General features: G+C 64.7%; 14 protein-coding genes and 1 pseudogene. 7 read left to right on the top strand and 8 right to left on the bottom strand.

The window, feature by feature from the left end:
• Positions 1-123: 123 nt before the first annotated feature.
• The gene (locus ACZ0AA_RS10615) at positions 124-993 is read right to left on the bottom strand and encodes a LysR family transcriptional regulator (protein WP_311258471.1); all 870 of its coding nucleotides are present in this window, start codon (positions 991-993) and stop codon (positions 124-126) included.
• A gap of 111 nt (positions 994-1,104) precedes the next feature.
• Here ACZ0AA_RS10615 and ACZ0AA_RS10610 point away from each other — a divergent pair, with 111 nt between their 5' ends.
• Both ACZ0AA_RS10610 and ACZ0AA_RS10605 read left to right on the top strand, forming a co-directional pair.
• On the top strand, positions 1,105-2,427 hold the full coding sequence (locus ACZ0AA_RS10610) for an MFS transporter (RefSeq protein WP_311258472.1): 1,323 nt from the start codon (positions 1,105-1,107) through the stop codon (positions 2,425-2,427).
• Complete coding sequence (locus ACZ0AA_RS10605; protein WP_311258473.1) at positions 2,424-3,512, top strand: C45 family peptidase; 1,089 nt, start codon at positions 2,424-2,426, stop codon at positions 3,510-3,512. Before ACZ0AA_RS10610 ends, ACZ0AA_RS10605 begins: the two co-directional genes overlap by 4 nt.
• On the opposite strand, the gene ACZ0AA_RS10600 is transcribed toward ACZ0AA_RS10605, so the two are convergent.
• From ACZ0AA_RS10600 to ACZ0AA_RS10585, 4 genes are read right to left on the bottom strand one after another with little or no spacing between them, the layout of a single operon-like run.
• Positions 3,502-4,857: an aminotransferase family protein gene (locus ACZ0AA_RS10600; protein ID WP_311258474.1), complete on the bottom strand. Its 1,356-nt coding sequence runs from the start codon at positions 4,855-4,857 to the stop codon at positions 3,502-3,504. The two genes, ACZ0AA_RS10605 and ACZ0AA_RS10600, sit on opposite strands and share 11 nt — an antisense overlap.
• Positions 4,857-5,435 carry an HtaA domain-containing protein gene (locus ACZ0AA_RS10595; protein WP_463499039.1) on the bottom strand — a complete coding sequence of 193 codons (579 nt, stop codon included), beginning with the start codon at positions 5,433-5,435 and terminating at the stop codon, positions 4,857-4,859. Before ACZ0AA_RS10595 ends, ACZ0AA_RS10600 begins: the two co-directional genes overlap by 1 nt.
• A gap of 50 nt (positions 5,436-5,485) precedes the next feature.
• Positions 5,486-6,952, bottom strand: a complete 1,467-nt coding sequence (locus ACZ0AA_RS10590) for an aldehyde dehydrogenase family protein (protein ID WP_311258806.1) — start codon at positions 6,950-6,952, stop codon at positions 5,486-5,488.
• Positions 6,952-8,064 carry a Zn-dependent alcohol dehydrogenase gene (locus tag ACZ0AA_RS10585; protein ID WP_463499041.1) on the bottom strand — a complete coding sequence of 371 codons (1,113 nt, stop codon included), beginning with the start codon at positions 8,062-8,064 and terminating at the stop codon, positions 6,952-6,954. Before ACZ0AA_RS10585 ends, ACZ0AA_RS10590 begins: the two co-directional genes overlap by 1 nt.
• 192 nt (positions 8,065-8,256) lie before the next feature.
• On the opposite strand from ACZ0AA_RS10585, the gene ACZ0AA_RS10580 reads away from it, so the two are divergent.
• Together ACZ0AA_RS10580 and ACZ0AA_RS10575 are read left to right on the top strand one after the other, a co-directional pair.
• Positions 8,257-8,991, top strand: coding sequence for a type 1 glutamine amidotransferase (locus ACZ0AA_RS10580; protein WP_463499043.1), 735 nt, complete (start codon positions 8,257-8,259; stop codon positions 8,989-8,991).
• A 196-nt stretch (positions 8,992-9,187) separates the two neighbouring features.
• Positions 9,188-10,702: an APC family permease gene (locus ACZ0AA_RS10575; protein WP_463512869.1), complete on the top strand. Its 1,515-nt coding sequence runs from the start codon at positions 9,188-9,190 to the stop codon at positions 10,700-10,702.
• 70 nt (positions 10,703-10,772) lie between these two features.
• Here the strand turns inward: ACZ0AA_RS10575 and ACZ0AA_RS10570 are convergent, their stop codons facing one another.
• Positions 10,773-12,509 carry a helix-turn-helix domain-containing protein gene (locus ACZ0AA_RS10570; protein ID WP_463512868.1) on the bottom strand — a complete coding sequence of 579 codons (1,737 nt, stop codon included), beginning with the start codon at positions 12,507-12,509 and terminating at the stop codon, positions 10,773-10,775.
• A 208-nt stretch (positions 12,510-12,717) separates the two neighbouring features.
• Between ACZ0AA_RS10570 and ACZ0AA_RS10565 the strand changes: the two are divergent.
• Both ACZ0AA_RS10565 and ACZ0AA_RS10560 read left to right on the top strand, forming a co-directional pair.
• Positions 12,718-13,062 (top strand): annotated as a pseudogene (locus ACZ0AA_RS10565) (winged helix-turn-helix transcriptional regulator); the annotation flags it as partial.
• A gap of 51 nt (positions 13,063-13,113) precedes the next feature.
• Positions 13,114-13,434 (top strand): hypothetical protein, encoded by a 321-nt coding sequence (locus ACZ0AA_RS10560; protein ID WP_463499968.1) that lies wholly within the window; start codon positions 13,114-13,116, stop codon positions 13,432-13,434.
• Positions 13,435-13,462: 28 nt separating this feature from the next.
• Here the strand turns inward: ACZ0AA_RS10560 and ACZ0AA_RS10555 are convergent, their stop codons facing one another.
• Positions 13,463-14,266, bottom strand: coding sequence for an MBL fold metallo-hydrolase (locus tag ACZ0AA_RS10555; RefSeq protein WP_311258481.1), 804 nt, complete (start codon positions 14,264-14,266; stop codon positions 13,463-13,465).
• 221 nt (positions 14,267-14,487) lie between these two features.
• Here ACZ0AA_RS10555 and ACZ0AA_RS10550 point away from each other — a divergent pair, with 221 nt between their 5' ends.
• Entirely contained in the window at positions 14,488-14,913 is a 426-nt protein-coding gene (locus ACZ0AA_RS10550) for a PAS domain-containing protein (RefSeq protein WP_311258482.1), read from the top strand.
• Positions 14,914-15,138: 225 nt separating this feature from the next.
• Here ACZ0AA_RS10550 and ACZ0AA_RS10545 read toward each other — a convergent pair whose 3' ends face one another.
• Positions 15,139-15,756 (bottom strand): substrate-binding domain-containing protein, encoded by a 618-nt coding sequence (locus ACZ0AA_RS10545; protein WP_463499949.1) that lies wholly within the window; start codon positions 15,754-15,756, stop codon positions 15,139-15,141.
• Between the last annotated feature and the right edge of the window lie 265 nt (positions 15,757-16,021).

Raw genomic sequence — 16,021 nt, 5'->3', positions numbered from 1 at the left:
TTTCGGATGTGTGCGCGGCGCACTGCGTTCCTCACCTGCTTGTGCATCGGCTCCACAGGTGGAGGGCGCCGCGTGGCGAGACTCGGTCGACGTGGCGCTCGTGCGACGGCGACCCTGCCGGGTTCAGGTCCGCGGGTGCGGAGCCTGCCACGGCACATGGTCTTGAATGTGCCCGCGTAGTTGGACGGCCAGCTCCTCTAGTTGCGGGGCAGCGTAGTGATTCCTGTCCCAGGAGGCGTAAAGCGAGATCTGCAGCGGCTGACCTGCCGCATGCGCGGGGGCGGACTGGAGGCCGAAACGAGCCGGTTCCGTCACGAGAGCCCAACCATGCCCGGCTGCCGCGAGCGCTTGGGCGACGGTGCCGGTCGCGGCATCTCGCATGAGCCACGAACGTGATGGTGTCGACAGGCGTTCGCGCACTGCGGGCTGCACGCCGGTGCGGGGAACGATGAGCCATTGATCGTGGAGGGAGTCGAGATCCACTGGATTCGCATCGCCCCAACTGCCGGGCCGCTGAACAGTGATCGGAATGTCAGCGACGCAGAGCGAGGCTCGATCGTTCGGGGGTCGCATCGAGCTCACGCCGAGGTCGGCGTCACGTTCGATCGCATGGTTGATATCGGGGGCTTCGGTGAGTCGCAGGTCGACCACCGGTGGGTTGAGGTCGGCCATGTACGGGGCGATCACCAGGTCTGCCGTGGTGGGTGGGCACGCGATCACGAATGAGGATTGACCGTGCTTCGAGCGCATGAGGGCTTCGCCTCGTCGGAGCGCCTCGAGGACGCTCGTGCTGATGCTGAAGAGGGTCGCACCGGACGCGGTGAGCGCCATTCCCGTGTGCATCCGCCGAAAGAGGGCGGCTCCGAGGGAGTGCTCGAGTTGAGCGATCTTCTTCGACACAGCGGGCTGTGTGATGTGCAGGGAATTCGCTGCTGCAGTCACCGAGCCGAGCCGCGCGACCGCGACGAAGTAGGTGAGGCTTTGACTATCCATTCCCGCAGGTTATCGCCAACCGTCCTATTATTCATTGGACGTAATGGCCTGCTCTCCCCGAGACTCATCAACATCGCACCGACACGCGTGCGCATTCGAAGGGGAACGGTTATGCAAGGACGCTCGACCAGCCGCGAACGAACATCGGTCATCGGCGCGTTCATCGGCAACTCGCTCGAGTGGTTCGACTTCTTCGTGTTCGGCACGGCCAGTGCGCTCGTTTTCGGCCGCGTGTTCTTCCCTGAGATAGATGCGGGCGCCGCGCTGCTGGCTTCCTTCGCCACGCTGTGGGTCGGTTTTCTCACTCGGCCGCTGGGGGCGTTGATCTTCGGACACTTCGGCGACCGAGTCGGTCGCAAGAATGTGCTTCTCGTGACCCTGCTGCTCATGGGCACGGCGACGGCGTTGATCGGAGTGCTCCCGGGATACGCGCAGATCGGAATCCTTGCGCCGATTCTGCTGGTCGTCCTGCGCGCAGCACAGGGGCTGGCCGTCGGAGGCGAATGGGGTGGCGCTGTCCTCATCGCCACCGAGAACGCAGCTCCGGATCGCAAGACGATCGCGGCCGCATGGGTGCAGCAGGGGAGTCCCGTCGGGTCCCTGCTGGCCACCGGATCGTTCGCGCTCGTGGGGATGCTGCCCGATGAGCAGTTCTTCGAGTGGGGGTGGCGGATCCCTTTCCTCGCCTCGACGATCCTAGTCGTCGTCGGCATCGTTCTGCGGCTCCGGCTTCAAGAGTCAGAGGAGTTCGTCACGGCGAAGGCCGAAGGAAACGTCGAGAAGGCTCCGGCGCTTGCCGTGCTTCGTCGTGCCCCTCTCGTGCTCGTGCTGGGAATCGCGGCATCGGTCATCGCGATTGCAATGGCCTACTTCACCAACACGTTCCTACTGGCCTGGGCGACCGGCCCCCTGGGTATCGAGCGTCAGGTCATACTGAACGTTCTCGTCGGCGCCACGGTCGTGCAGTTCATCGCACAGTGGCTCGCGGGCCATGCGGCACAGAGGTTCGGTCGACTGCGGGTGATCTTGATCGGGCTCGGGCTGTCACTGGTCTTCGCGGTGCCGTTCTTCGCGGCCATCGACAGCGCGAACGTCGTACTCATCGCTGTGATGCTGTACGTCTCGTTCGCCGGCGTCACCATCTACTTCGCCGTGTACGCGAGCTTCCTCGCCTACGCGTTCCCGCCGGAGCTGCGGTACTCCGGAGTCTCACTCGCCTATCAACTGTGCTCGTCGGTGATCGGGGGATCGACGCCGCTGGTCGCCCAGTGGATCCTGAACGCCTCCGGCAACAACCCGTGGGCTGTGATGGCCTACTACGTCGCGCTGCTGCTGGCGACGACAGGTGGCGTCATCGGTCTCTACCGCGTCGGTTACCGGCGCCAGGCTTCGCTCGTCGCGGAGGCGGCACACGAAGGGGTGTCCGGCAAGTGACACGAGAGCATCTCGAGGTCTCGGGCGGGCCCTCCTACGCGCGCGGTAGCAGTCGCGGGCTCGCGCTGAGCACACGGCTGGGTGACGTCGTGGGGGGATACCTGTCGCTGTTCGCGATCGGGGGGCTCGACACCGACCGTGTGCGTGAACTGGCTTCGCGGATCGAAAAGAACACGGCGCAGTGGGACTCCCGGTACGTCGACGAGATGCACGGTATCGCGGCGGGAGCAGGCATCCCAGCATGGCAGGTGATCGCGTTGAACGGTCGGACCGAGATCATCTCCCAGTCCACCGCCATGTCGCCGGCCGAGTGCTCCGTGCTGGTCCGTGAGCGGGGCGCTCGGGGTCCCGTCGGGATTCAAACGTGGGATTGGCAGGACGAGTTCTCCTCGTTCTGGCATACCCAGACGGTTCATGGCAGTGCCCGGAGTTTCGTGGGGCTGACCGAGCATGGAATCCTCGCCAAGATCGGTGTGAACGATGCCGGGCTGGGTGTGTTCCTGAACATCCTCTCGAGCGCGAGTGACGAGGTGAGCGGGGTGCCGGTTCACCTTCTGCTCGCAGCGATCCTGGAAACCGCGGCGACTGTCTCAGACGCGATCGACCTGCTTCGCTCCGCTCCGATCGCCAGCTCGAGTGCGATCACCCTGATCGATCCGCACCGAGCCGTCACCGTGGAACTCAGCCCGGTGGGTATCGCCGTCATCGAGATGGGGGCACAGCGCCATCTCGCGCACACGAACCACTTTCTGAGCGATGGGCTCGTATCCGGCGAGAATCCCGGCAGCTTCGGCGACGACACCTATGCGCGATTGCAGTTGATCGACGAGCGGGCTGACGAAACGGAGTCGCCGTTCAGCCCGAGCGAGCTGGTTCCGCTGTTGCTGTCCGGCCCCGGCGAACCGCACCTGTGTTGCGTCCCAGAATCGGATGCACGATTCGGATTGAGATGGCGAACGCTGGCAACGGCGACCATCGACCCGTTGGGCCCTCTGATAAGCATCTTGGACGGAGCCCCGGCCGTGGCGGGTGACCTGCCCTGGCGCGACTTGTTCCCACGTCGCCCGCAAGCGATCAGTCGCTGAACGTCCACTCATCGAGAAGCGCATCCATCGCCGGAAGCGCGGCGGACAGGCGATCGAGGAGGTCGACGATCTCTTCCTCCGTGATGGTGAGCGGAGGGCAGATCATGATGGCGTTGTTGTACGGAGCGATCCCCGCGGGGTACACGATCAGTCCGTGCTCTCTGCAGAGCCGCACGAACGCCCCCGCCGCATTCCGGGAAACATCAGGGGTGCGCAGTGATTCGGCATCCGTCACGAACTCGAAGCCCCAGAGGAGGCCCCGACCGCGGATGTCTGCCATGCGTGGGTGCACGGCCTGGAGTTCGCGCAGCCCAGACTCGAGCTGCCGTCCGCGCTGTCGAGCGTTGTCGAACGCGTCTTCGCGTTCCAGGATGTCGAGCACAGCCAGGCACGTGGCGGCGCCGAGCGGATTTCCCGAGAAGGTATGTCCGAACGGGGCGACGCCGCTGCCGATCGCGAAAGCCTCGACGATCGGCCGGCGCAGGAGCACTCCCGCCACCGCTGCATAGCCACCGCTCATGCCCTTTCCCAGGAGCAGGAGGTCGGGCACGACTCCTTCGCCGCCACACGCGAACCACTCTCCAGCGCGCCCGATACCCGTGATCACTTCATCGACGATCAGCAGCACACCGAGGCGGTCGCACATCTCACGCAGCGCGGCGAGATAGCCGACAGGTGGGACGAGTACTCCGCCTGCGGCTCCCACGATGGGCTCGACGATCACCGCAGCAACCGTGTCAACATCTTCGGCGCGCACGGCGGACTCGAACTCTGCGACCACGCGGCGTCCGTACGCTTCCTCCGTTTCGCCGTCAGCGGCGAAACGCCAGGCGTGGGCGGGGGGCGCGACGGCGAACGGATGCAGCAGATCACCGTAGTCGGGACGACGGGCAGCGTGACCAGACATGGACAGCGCACCCATCGTCATGCCGTGGTAGCTGGTTCCACGGCCCAGGATCTTGGTCTTCCGCGGAAGACCCTTCTCCCGCCAGTACCCCACGGCTGTGCGGATGGCGTATTCGGAGGCTTCGGACCCGCTGTTGACGAAGAACGCGAAGTCCAGGTCGCCCGGAGCATGAGCGGTGAGACGCTCTGCGAGCTGTTCCGCAGGCCCGTTCGTGAACTGCGTGCGGTACGTGAAAGCGACGCCGCTGGCCTGGGCGCGGATCGCGTCGCCGATCTCGGCGACGCCGTGTCCGATGCTGGCCGTCATCGCACCACTGGACCCGTCGAGATACACCTTGCCGTCCGTGTCGTAGAGGTACACGCCACTGCCGTGAGTCACTTCGGGGTAGTGCTCGCGGATGTTCTGCTTGAGCAGTGCGCTGGAGGGCAGCTCGATCATCAGTCGTGCTTCTCGCTTTCGGTGGTCGTGGCGGCGTTGGCGAATGAACGAGTGGGGATGCGGACGGTGAGAGGGGCGAGTTGCTCTCCCTCTGCGTACGATCCGCCGAAGTGTTCAGGTCCCACCCCACTGAGGCGCACAGCGCAGTTGAGCCACATGGTGACGTCTCCGTCGTGGATGCGCGGAGGCAGGTCGATCGCGGCGATCTGCTGCTCGACTCCCCCCACCTCGGTGGTGAGGCGGGCCAGCCCATCGCCGACGGTGATCCGAGGTCGGCTCACGGAGACGGACAGGAGGCCGTGGTGTGCCGTGAAGCTCACGGTGCCGCGGAACGACAGAATCATCGTTTCCCCGACGTGCGCGACGCCCGCCAAGGGAAAGAAGAACTCGCCGGTGCTCGTGACCGCCGCTCCCGCATTCCAGCCGATGTCTCCGTCGCGCATTCCGCGGATGTACTGCAGGAAGCTGTCCTTCACGCTCCACGCGAAACCCAGGTCTGCTCTGGCCGTGAAAGGGGATGCCGCGGGTGATCCTTCGTCGGCCGGCGCCGAGGCGCGAGACGTTCCGTCGATGCTCATGCTGCTCCTGCTTTCCTGCGCTGATTGCTTGTGCGGATGCTCATCCCGGATCAGACGGGAAGGTCGATCGCATCCACTCCGACGACGCGGCGTCCCTGGGAGAATGCCACCCCGTGTGCGGGGTCATGACCGCCGACGCCCGCGCTGCCCCAGAAAGTCTGCTCTGAGCCATCGGCGAGGTCGGCCATGAAGGTGCCGTTGATCCGGACTTCACCGGCGCGTATCCGCGAACCCGTCTGCAGAGCAGCTTCCTCGTCTTCGCCGAACACGTATCCATCGAGGCCTCCACCGGGGAGATTCGCGATCTCGACGGCCTCATCGACGGACTCCACCGCGTGCACCGAGAGCGCCGGACCGAACAGTTCGGTCCGAGCCGCAGTGGCATCAATATCGGTCACGATCGCGGGCTGGAAGAACCATCCGCCCAGATCGGGCAGAGTGCCTGCACGCAGAACCGTCGCACCGCCGGCGGCGTATTCTGCGAGCTGGGCTTCGAGCCGATCGTGGTGGACCCGATAGGCGAGCGGTCCGAGTTGGCTGTCGCCCGCGAACGAGTGGTCGATACGCAACGCGGCGGCCTGCAATACGAGAGCTTCCACGAGGTCGTCTCGGAGCTCCTTCGGAACGAGCACCTTGCCCGGCGCCTCGCACCACTGTCCGTTCAGGCGCGTTGTGCCCGCGATCAGCAGCGCTGCCGTGCGTTCGATGTCGGCATCCGGCTGAACGATCGCAGGATTGTTCGATCCCAACTCCAGCTGCACGACTGCCAGTGTCTCGGCGGCGGCGCGAGCCACCGCCCGACCGGCGGGGAGTCCGCCGGTGAAGCTGATGGCTCGAACCCGCGGGTCGCTCGCCAAACCGCTGCCGACGGCGCCCGCGCCATGGACGAGCTGTGCGGTCGCCCGGGGGAAGTCGTGTTCGTGCAGCACGGACTGCAGCAGTTCGAAAGCGATCTGAGCCCCGCTGGGTGTCCACTCTGACGGCTTCAGGATCACAGGAGAAGCCGCGCCGATCGCCCCGCTGACCTTCGAGACCGCAACGAACGTCGGAGCGTTCCACGGTGCGAGCACCAGCGTCGGCCCGAGTGCTCGGTGCAGCAGCCGAACGGCACGCCCTCCCGCTTCGAGCGAGTGACCATCGCCGATCTCATTGGTCTGTCGTGCCGTGGAGCGCACACGTGCACCGAGGAAAGACGCGAGCGTGCGCGTCGTCGCGATCGGATTGCCTGTGGAGATCGCATCCTGCACGGCGATGTCTTCGACGTGGGCATCGAGCGCATCCGCCCACGCCTCGAGGGCTGCGGCGCGGATGGCCGCGGGAATGCGGTCGAGTACCTGGGAGGTGTGGAGAGCATCGGCGGCGCGCAGCGCATCGTCCACGTCCCGCGCGGTGGCGCCCAACTGGGATGTGCGCTCGGCGCCGGAGTTCGGGTCGTGCAGCATGCCGAGCCGGTCGGCGGCCACGCGCCACTGGCCGTCGATGTAGAGGCGGGTCTCGACGATCGGGATCTCGTACATCACCAGGTCCCTTCTCCGAGCGCCACGACATTTCGAATGGACGAACGACTCGCCATGGCGGTGAATCCGTCATTGATCCCCGCGAGCGACACGGAGCCGGTCACCATCGCGTCCAGGTCGAGGCGACCCGAGCGGTAGTGGTCGGTGAGCGTGTCGATGTCGGCGAGGAAGCGGTTGCCGCCCATGTATGCGCCTTGCATTCGTCGATCTCCTTCGATGAGTTCAGAGGCTTCGATCGTGATCTGGCTGCCGGAGGGCATGAGGCCGAGGATCGTCGCGACGCCGCCCGAAGCCAGCAGTGAGAACGCCAGCTCGGCGGTCGCCGGTCGTCCGACCGCTTCGAACGCGTGGGTGACTCCTCCCGGTATGAGGTTCAGCACCGCATTCCGCACATCCTCGTCTGAGGAGTTCACGACATCCGTGGCACCGAGTCGGGTCGCCAGCGCGAGCTTCTCGTCATGCAGATCGATGGCGATGATGCGTCGCGCGCCGCTGAGTCGGGCTCCCTGGATCGCCGCCATGCCGACTCCACCGCATCCGATGACCGCGACGGTGTCGTTGGGACCGACGTGGGCGCCGTGAATCACGGCTCCCACGCCAGTGCTCACGCAGCATCCCAGCAGGGCCGCGACCGAAGGGGGGAGGTCTGCGCCGACGACGGCGAGCGCGGATTCGGGAACCACGATCGCCTCGGCGAACGCCCCGATGGAGCCGAGCGACGTAATCGTTTCGCCGGCCTCATCGACGAGGAGGGGCTCCGCACGCTCGCGCATCTGACTGACGCGTGAGCAGCGAGTGGGCGTTCCCGATACGCACGCCGGGCACTGGCCGCAGCTCGGCGTGATGGTGACGACGACCCGGTCGCCGGGAGTGATGCGATTCACGCCGGGGCCGCAACGCTCGATGACTCCCGCAACCTCATGACCGAGAACCGCGGGAAGTGAGATGCCCATCGTCCCCTTGAGATAGTGGAGATCGCTGTGGCACAGGCCGGCCGCCGTGGTTCGCACCAGCACCTCACCGGACCCGGGCTCATCCAGGTACACGGTCTCGAGCGCGAGCTGCTCGCCCGGCTCCCTCAGTACCGCCGCCTTCACCGGTATGCGTGGCATGTCATCCCCTTCAAGTTCACTCAGGGAATACTTGCGTGAACGCTCGAGTCACTCACGTGCAGGATGCACGTAGTGGACCGCTGCGGTGTGCGCGAGCGACATGGAATGAGCCGGTCGGCTCCGCATGCTGGGAACGTTGTGGACGGCGTTCAGGTTACAGGCGCCGAAGGCCTGAATATGGAGGATTTCGACATGGGTGATGATCAGCCGATCCGGATTACCGTGATCCAACCCGATGTGAAGGGGGACATCGATCGGATGGGGCGGTGGCTCAGCGACGAAGGCATCATTCTTCGCATCGTGCGGCCATTCGACGGCGACCTTGTCCCCCGCTCGGTCGAGGGCGACGGGCTGATCGTTCTGGGTGGGGCTATGGGAGCGCGCGACGAAGGTGAGTTCCCGTACCTTGCAGACATCAAGTCGCTGCTGCGCACTTCAGTCTCCGCACAGATCCCCGTGCTGGGTGTCTGCCTAGGCGCACAGATGCTCGCAGACGCGCTCGGGGGCGAGGTGGCGGTCGGTGCCCGCGGACTCGAAAGCGGGGTCGTGAAAGTCTCCATGCTCGAAGCATCCGCAAACGATCCGCTGATGCAGGATATGCCGGCTGAATTCCACATGCCGGCTCTACATTTCGACGCGGTTACTCGGCTACCCGAGGGGGCAGTTCTCCTCGGCACCGGGGACCGGTACCCGAACCAGGTCTTTCGCGTCGGCTCCGCATGGGGCGTGCAGTTTCACGCAGAGATATCTCCGGAGCGCTTCCTTGAGTGGCGCGATGAGGTGCCGGAGGCGATGCTGTCGCTGATCGATGAGCAGGCCCACGAGTTCACGGAGGCAGACGAGACGATCAGTGCCGACGCCAAGAATCTCGCGCAGCGGTTCGTGAGCGTGGTACGTGACCGTGTCGCATCCGCGAAGGCACGCTGAACGAGGGATGCCGCCCCAAAGTATGCGATATGCACACTTTGGGGCGCGATGATGGTCACCGATCACATCGGTGACCTCAGGGAAGGTCGCTACGTTGCCTCCAATCCCGAGAACGAGTTGAGCTCCTGGGGCCCGATCCCCACTCATCAGCGGGGCTGACCGCACATCAGGCTTTACGCACTGAGAGGTAACCCGAATGTCCACACACGCCACGAAGCGGAGTTCCGCCGAGTCGTCGACCGACCTCATGAAAGGGTCGATTCGATTCCTGACTATCGTGCTCATGGTTACGGCGGCGGCAGCGCCGCTGGTCGTCGTCTCCACCTACATTCCGATCTCGTATGCCTACGGGTCGGGATTCGCAACAGCGCTTACGTACGTCGCCGCGACGTTGATCCTCCTCGTGTTCTCCGTCGGCTTCGCTCAGATGGCCAAGCGGATCACGGCCGCCGGAGCGTTCTATAACTTCACCACGCAGGGCCTGGGTAAGCCCCTCGGTCTGGGCGCCGGCTGGACGGTGATGGCCGCGTACAGCATGATCGTGCCGGCGATCAGCGGAGGCTTCGGCTACTTCACTGCCCTGACGATGAAGACCTACCTCGGTTGGGACGTGCCCTGGTGGATCTGCAGCATCCTCGGCATCGGGCTGATGTGGCTCATCTCGTACTTCAAGGTGACCGTGGCAGGCCGCGTTCTCGGAATCGCGCTCTCGTTGGAGATCTTCGTGATCTTCATCCTGGCCACCTCCATCATCGTTCAAGGCGGTGCCCAGGGGCAGATGCCCGAAGTCTTCGACCCGTCCGGGTTCCTCGTCGCTCCGGCGATCGGCATCGGGTTCTTCTTCGCGTTCTGGTCGTGGATCGGTTTCGAGACGACGGCGATCTACGGCGAGGAGACCACCGATCCGAAGAAGGCGGTCCCTCGTGCGACGTACATCGCGGTGATCACGCTGGGCGTGTTCTACACGTTCGTCGCGTATGCCGGGCTCGTGGGGTTCGGAGATGAGTCGATGAGTCAGGCCGAAAGCCTGCTGGGTGACTACTTCTTCGTTCTGGCTGATGCGTACACCTGGCACCCGATCCGGATCATGCTCGACTTCCTCGTGATCACCAGCTTCTTCGCCTGCGCTTTCGCCTTCCACAACAACGCGTCGAGGTACCTTTTCTCGATGGGTCGTGACGGGATCCTGACCGAACGGCTGGGGCGCACGCACCCACAGCACAAGTCGCCCTACGTCGCCAACGGCGTGCAGGCTGTCGTGGCGATGGTCGTGGTCGCGCTGTTCGCGCTGGTTGGTGCGGACCCGCTTCTGCAACTGGGCACGTGGCTGCCCATCTTCAGCACCGCGGGTGTGGTGTTCGTGCAGTTCCTCGTATCGCTGGCAGTGATCGCCTACTTCAACCGGGTCGGGCGCAGCGGGGCCGGCGATATCTGGAAGACGCTGGTCGCGCCCGTCGTCGGGGCGGTCGCGCAGGCCATCGTGCTGATCCTGCTTGTGACGTACATTCCGTTCCTCGCCGGTGCTGATGAGGTCGTCGTCAACTTGATCCCCGTGTATGTCGCCGCGATCGTTCTCGCAGGGGTCGGATTCGCGCTCTACCTGCGCAAGCGAAGCCCTTCGCGATACGAACGCATCGGTCAGATCTACGACGAGAACGAGATGCCGGACGCGATGGACGTTCCGACTCGCGGTCCAGACGTCGAAGCCTGATCCGCACGCCAGGCGCGTCCCCTGATCTGCCCTTCATTGTGGGTGGAGCAGGGGATGCGCGCTTTTACGGCTAGTGTCGCTGAGCACGCATCGCGTCTACACGATCCGCAGCGACGAGAGTCGCGAGTGAAAGTACCGTCCAGTCGATCGCTGGATCGATGGGTGTCCCGAGAATCTGCTCGATGCGCTGCAAGCGCTGACGTAGCGTATTGCGGTGTATCACCAACTGTGATGCCGTCTCGTTCACGGATCCGCCGCACCCCGCCAGCACAGAAAGAGTGCGAACGAGCTGCGAGCCTTGATCGATGTCGTACCTCGTCAACGGCTCCAGCGTCCTCAGTCTGTCCAGCAGCGAGGGGGCGAGTTTTCCGACGATGCGCGTCAGAGGAAGGGCATCTTTGACCTCCTCGTAGACAGCGAGTGTCACTGCCTCATCGGAGTCGTATGCCTCGGTCCAATCGAGGGCCTCGCGTGCGTGCGTGAGGGATTGACGGATATGACCAGACGAGTGTGCAACGCTGCCTACGCCGATGGAAGCGACGAGACCCGCCTCGGCTGCCACACGGCGTGTCGTCTGAAGGATGCGGGCGGAGAGCTCGGGCGCGATGCGTCCGCCGGGAGCGTCGGCGAGCACCAAACCCCAGGTCGAGTCCAGCAGCACGACCGATCTGCTCCCCGCCGCGACCACGAGTGAATCTTTGAGGGTGCGGCTCGCAGTGCCCCAATCGCCACGCACCGAGTGGACGCGAACCAGAATCGGACAGATCGAGCCCTCGATCCCCAACTCGCCGATGATGCTCCCGGCTTCCACGTCATCCTGGGTGAACCGCAGGCGCGTCGCCAGAGTCGATCCGACCGAGTTGAGGTCGACTGCTTCGAGAAGCACGCTCAGCTGCATCGCGAGGGCGCCGAGCCGGTCGAAGTCGTCTGCGCGGAAGCGAGAAGTCCTGTAAAAGGAGAGGACGCCCCTCGACGCCCCCATCCCGAGTGCGACAGATGCGCGTTCCATGCTGGCGCAATGCTCGTCGATACTCGCCTGCGCAGTGGCGCGCGCATGGGTAGACCACAGGCGATGCGAGCCGTCTTCTGAGCGGAAGGCGAACATGATCGGCGCGGCCCCGCTTTCCCGCCTGCTCATGTACTCGAGCACACATACATCCGCGCTCAGGAGCTCGAGCAGCCGGCCGGCCGCGAACTCCAGGGCAGGGACGAGAGATGTGCGCGAGGCCGTAGGGAAGTCCAGAAGGAAGTGGGAGCTCGCCGACTGCCGGGCGAGGCTCGTCACGGTCTCGGCACGCACCAACCCTGAGGCGAGGAGCCTCCCGACCTCAACGGCAATGGCGAGCTCGTCATCACCGAAGGCATTCTCGTTCCGCGAGTAGAGGGCGAAAACACCGCGGAGCTGACTCTGCTCATCGGCGATCGGCGCAGCGAGGACCGAACTGAACTCCTCTTCGTCGATCCAATCGACACCGACATAACGCGGGTCATCCTCTGGCCGTTCGTTGATGATCACAGACTTCTGTCTCAGGGCAGCCCAACCGGCGATGCCTTCGCCGAGTCGGAGTCGAACCTCGTTGACCCCGATCTGCTGCGGAACCGCCCCTGCGACGCGGAGCACGAGCCGCTCTTGCTCCTCGTCCCAAAGATAGAGGAACACAGCTGCGGTGTCGGTTGCTGCGGCGACCAGGCGAACGGCTTCGTCGGCGAGTTCGGCGGGACTGCGCCCTTGCGTGAGCAACACCACGAGCTGCGAAAGGACGGCGGCTCGGCGCTCGGCGAGGGTTCCGCGTTCTGCTTCGGGCACGGTGTCACCTTCTGATCTAGCGCCTCCGAGGTCGAGGCCCATCGGAGAATCTACGTCGTCGATATGTCTCGGACATGTGCGACTGACACTTGCAACGACTCCAATGTGTGCGCGATGCACATCTTATCCGAGGTCGATCGTGAGATTCTCATAAGATCGCCTCTGGCCCGGATGCGCCGTCGCGGCGATTGCCGAGAGAGGGCTCCTCATGGTCGAGTCGAGTGGTGCGGTTCCGAACTCCGAGGGTGGCCCTGATGGCTGGTTCCCGCCGACTGAGTACTATCCTGTCTCGCTTGGCGCGCGACTCATCGCCGATCGATGGACGGTCCTCATCATCCGGGAGATTCTCGTCGGTGCGACCGGATTCAACGCGATCCATCGAGGACTGCCGGCCCTGTCGCGAACGCTGCTGTCATCGCGGCTCCGATACCTCGAGCGTATCGGGGTGATCTCGCACCTGGGCGCGACATCACCCGGGAGTCGGAGTGAGTACAGGTTGACGCAGTCAGGACTTGCATTGCGTCCGGTCCTGGAGGCTCTGGGTGTATGGGCGCGCGACTGGCACCTCCCTCCGACGTCCGTCGGTGAGGTTAACGTCGCGACGTTGATCTGGCAGATGTACCAGGGCATCGTCCCAGAGGTTCTGCCTCTGAGTGAGCTCACGCTCGCGTTCCGGTTTCCTGACTCGCGACTCTCCAGCGCCTGGATTCATGTGGGCCGGGAGGGCTCGCGGGCGTCTGTCGGAGTGCCGGAGCGGCAGCCCGATCTGACGGTGATCGTCGACGCGGGCGTGCTCAATGAGCTGTGGTGGGGCAAGCGCGCCTGCGCGGACGCGATCGCGCGCGGCGATGTCGGGTTCGAAGGCGCACCTGATCTGGCCGCGTCGTACACCGGCTGGTTCCGCCCCGCAACACTCACGGCCTGACTCACACCCTTTCAGGTTGCGTTCGGAATCAGAGCGTCATGGTCTCGCCGTCGGCGGGGATAAGGACGCGGTGTGCGAGGCCCATTGCTTCGAGGTGGGCGCGAAGCTCAGCGCGGGAGGTCGTCGCGTGGGCGACGGCATCCAGATGGCTCGCGATGATGATCGCACCCGGGGCCGCCTCGCAGACCTTGACGACGTCTTCCGGCGACATGATGATCGAGTCGTCGATGCCCGGGAGCTTCGCGTTGCCGGCATTGACCACGATGATGTCCGGCTTGTACTCGGCGATGTTCGCCTCGACGTATTGGTTCCACGTGGTGTCGCCTGCGATGTACAGGGTCTTCTCGCCGGGGGAGGAGAGGACGACACCCATCACCTCGGCGAGGATCTGGTACGCGGCTTGCACGGCGAAGTCAGAACCATGCTGGCCGGGAACCTTCTTCATCTTCACGCCCTTGAACTCGGGGTTGCCCGTGAGGACCGTGGCATTCTCGAACCTCTTGCCTTCGACGTGCGTGTACCAGACCTCTCCGGTAGCTTCCACGATCATCGCCTGCCCGTCGTGAACTCGATCGCGGTCGGCAGCGTGCTGAGTGAAGATCGGAACCTCGCTCGCGAGATTCTCGATCGCCGTCGGGTCCCAGTGGTCGGGGTGTAGGTGGGTGAGGATGACGGCATCGACGTTGACGATCTCCTCCATCGGGACGACCAACGAGACGGTCGGACCGGGGAACACGGTGGTGGCCTCGACGGACAGCCACGGATCCACGAGGATACGGGCGTCACCGATGTCCAGGACCAGTGTGGCGTTGCGGATCTGGCGGATCTTCATTGCGTACTCCTTCTGCTGTTGCCGTCATGTGCCGCGGCCTTCTATCGGAGCCCGCGGCGATCGGATGTTCAAGGTCATTCCACTCCTCGCTATGCGTTCACGGCAGTGCATGATCTGTACCTCTTCCCGCTGAATCACGCAGTACAGATTCGCGACTGGTTGCGCTGTGACGATCGGGTGGAGTCTGGAAGCACTGCATCCCCATTGAGAAGGAGAAGAACATGGAACCGACCACCGTCGACACCGCCCAGCTCGGGCGCATCTTCAACGCGCTTCCGGAGTCCTACGTCGTGGTTGATCGCGAGGGGGTGATCGTGGCGGCGACCGACTCGTTCTTCGCCGCGACCGGCTCTTCCCGTGAGCGCGCTCTGGGCGTCGACATTCTGCTGGTGTTCCCCGACAACCCCGATGACCCGGACGCGAAGGGGACTGAGGTGCTCCACGGCGCGATCAGCACGGTGATTGAGACAGGGCAGGAGGCCATCGTGCCGCCGGTGCGATATGACATGGAGCAGCCGGACGGTTCCTTCGACATCCGCTACTGGCAGCCGACATTCCTCCCGGTGGTCGCCGCCGACGGGAGTGTGGAGTTCGTCCTGCATGGTGCGAATGACGTGACGGCGCAGATCCTCGCCGATCAGGTGTGAGCTGCGCGCAGTGGTGAAGTGCCGTGGAATCGGGGCCTCACGCCCGCGCGCCGTCACGTGCAGACCAGTGCATGCACGGGAACCATCTCGTACGAGTACTGGCCGGAGCGCCCGGTTCCGGTGACGAACGCAGTCTCTTCTCCCCGCTCATCTGGCGCAAGAGGCTGCGTTCTCACGGTTGCTACGCAACTCGACGCGTTCACGAGTGCGCAGAACCAGCGGCGTCTAGGACGAGGTCGGAGCGCTCATCCCCGGCTTCGTCGCCTGCGACCCTGATTCCGGGGCCTGACCTCTTGTTGATCCACGCCAGCGAACCGCAGGGACGATCTTCCGGCCTTCGTGCGCTGACCCGCTCAACTGTCCGAGGAGGTTTTCGACAGCTCTCTTGCCGGCCTCCGCGGCCTGCACATCCATCGCGGTGATCCCCGGCTGCGCGTGGGCTGCCAGAGGGCTGTCCGTGAAGGCGGCCACCTCGACCTCCTCGGGAACGGCGAAGCCGAGTGAGCGCGAAGCGTCCAACGCGCCGAGAGCGAAGCGGCTCGGCCCGACCAGGATTCGGCGCGCCCCATCGCGGATCAATCCCTCTATCAACTTTCGCGCTCCCTGAACTCCCTCGCCCTCGTACAGGGAGATGACATCGAGCGGGCTGCCCTCTTCGTGGAAAACTTCGATGACGCTCTTCTTGACCTCTTCGTTCCACCGATTCGGTTCCGTGCCGGTGACGAGCGCCGTGTGAGTGCGGGCGCGATGGTCCAGACCGCCCAGAAGCTCCAGCACTCCGTGAGCGTGATCGATCCGCACGTCGAACTGGTCGTCCTGATCGTCGAACCCGTCGATGGTCACGACCGGCTTTCGAGCTCGATGCAACTGAGCGAGGACGGGATCGTCCCGAAAGGGGTGGGCAACGATATAGCCGTCAACCGGTAGGGACAGGTCGCACTCGCTCGCTGTGTTGGGCACGTGGACGAGTCCCCATCCCTGCTCGAGTGATGCGATGGCTGCTGTCCCCATGAGCTCCAGGAACCCCGCAGCGCCTTGGAGCGAGCCTTGCACTGCATCGCGGGGTCGTAACACCAGGCCGATGAGGCGGGTCGAGCCGCGTCGCAGG

Source organism: Microbacterium sp. AC035 (genome assembly GCF_979258485.1).
Note: the sequence above shows the minus strand (reverse complement) of the source record. Positions and strands in the feature narration are given on the sequence as shown.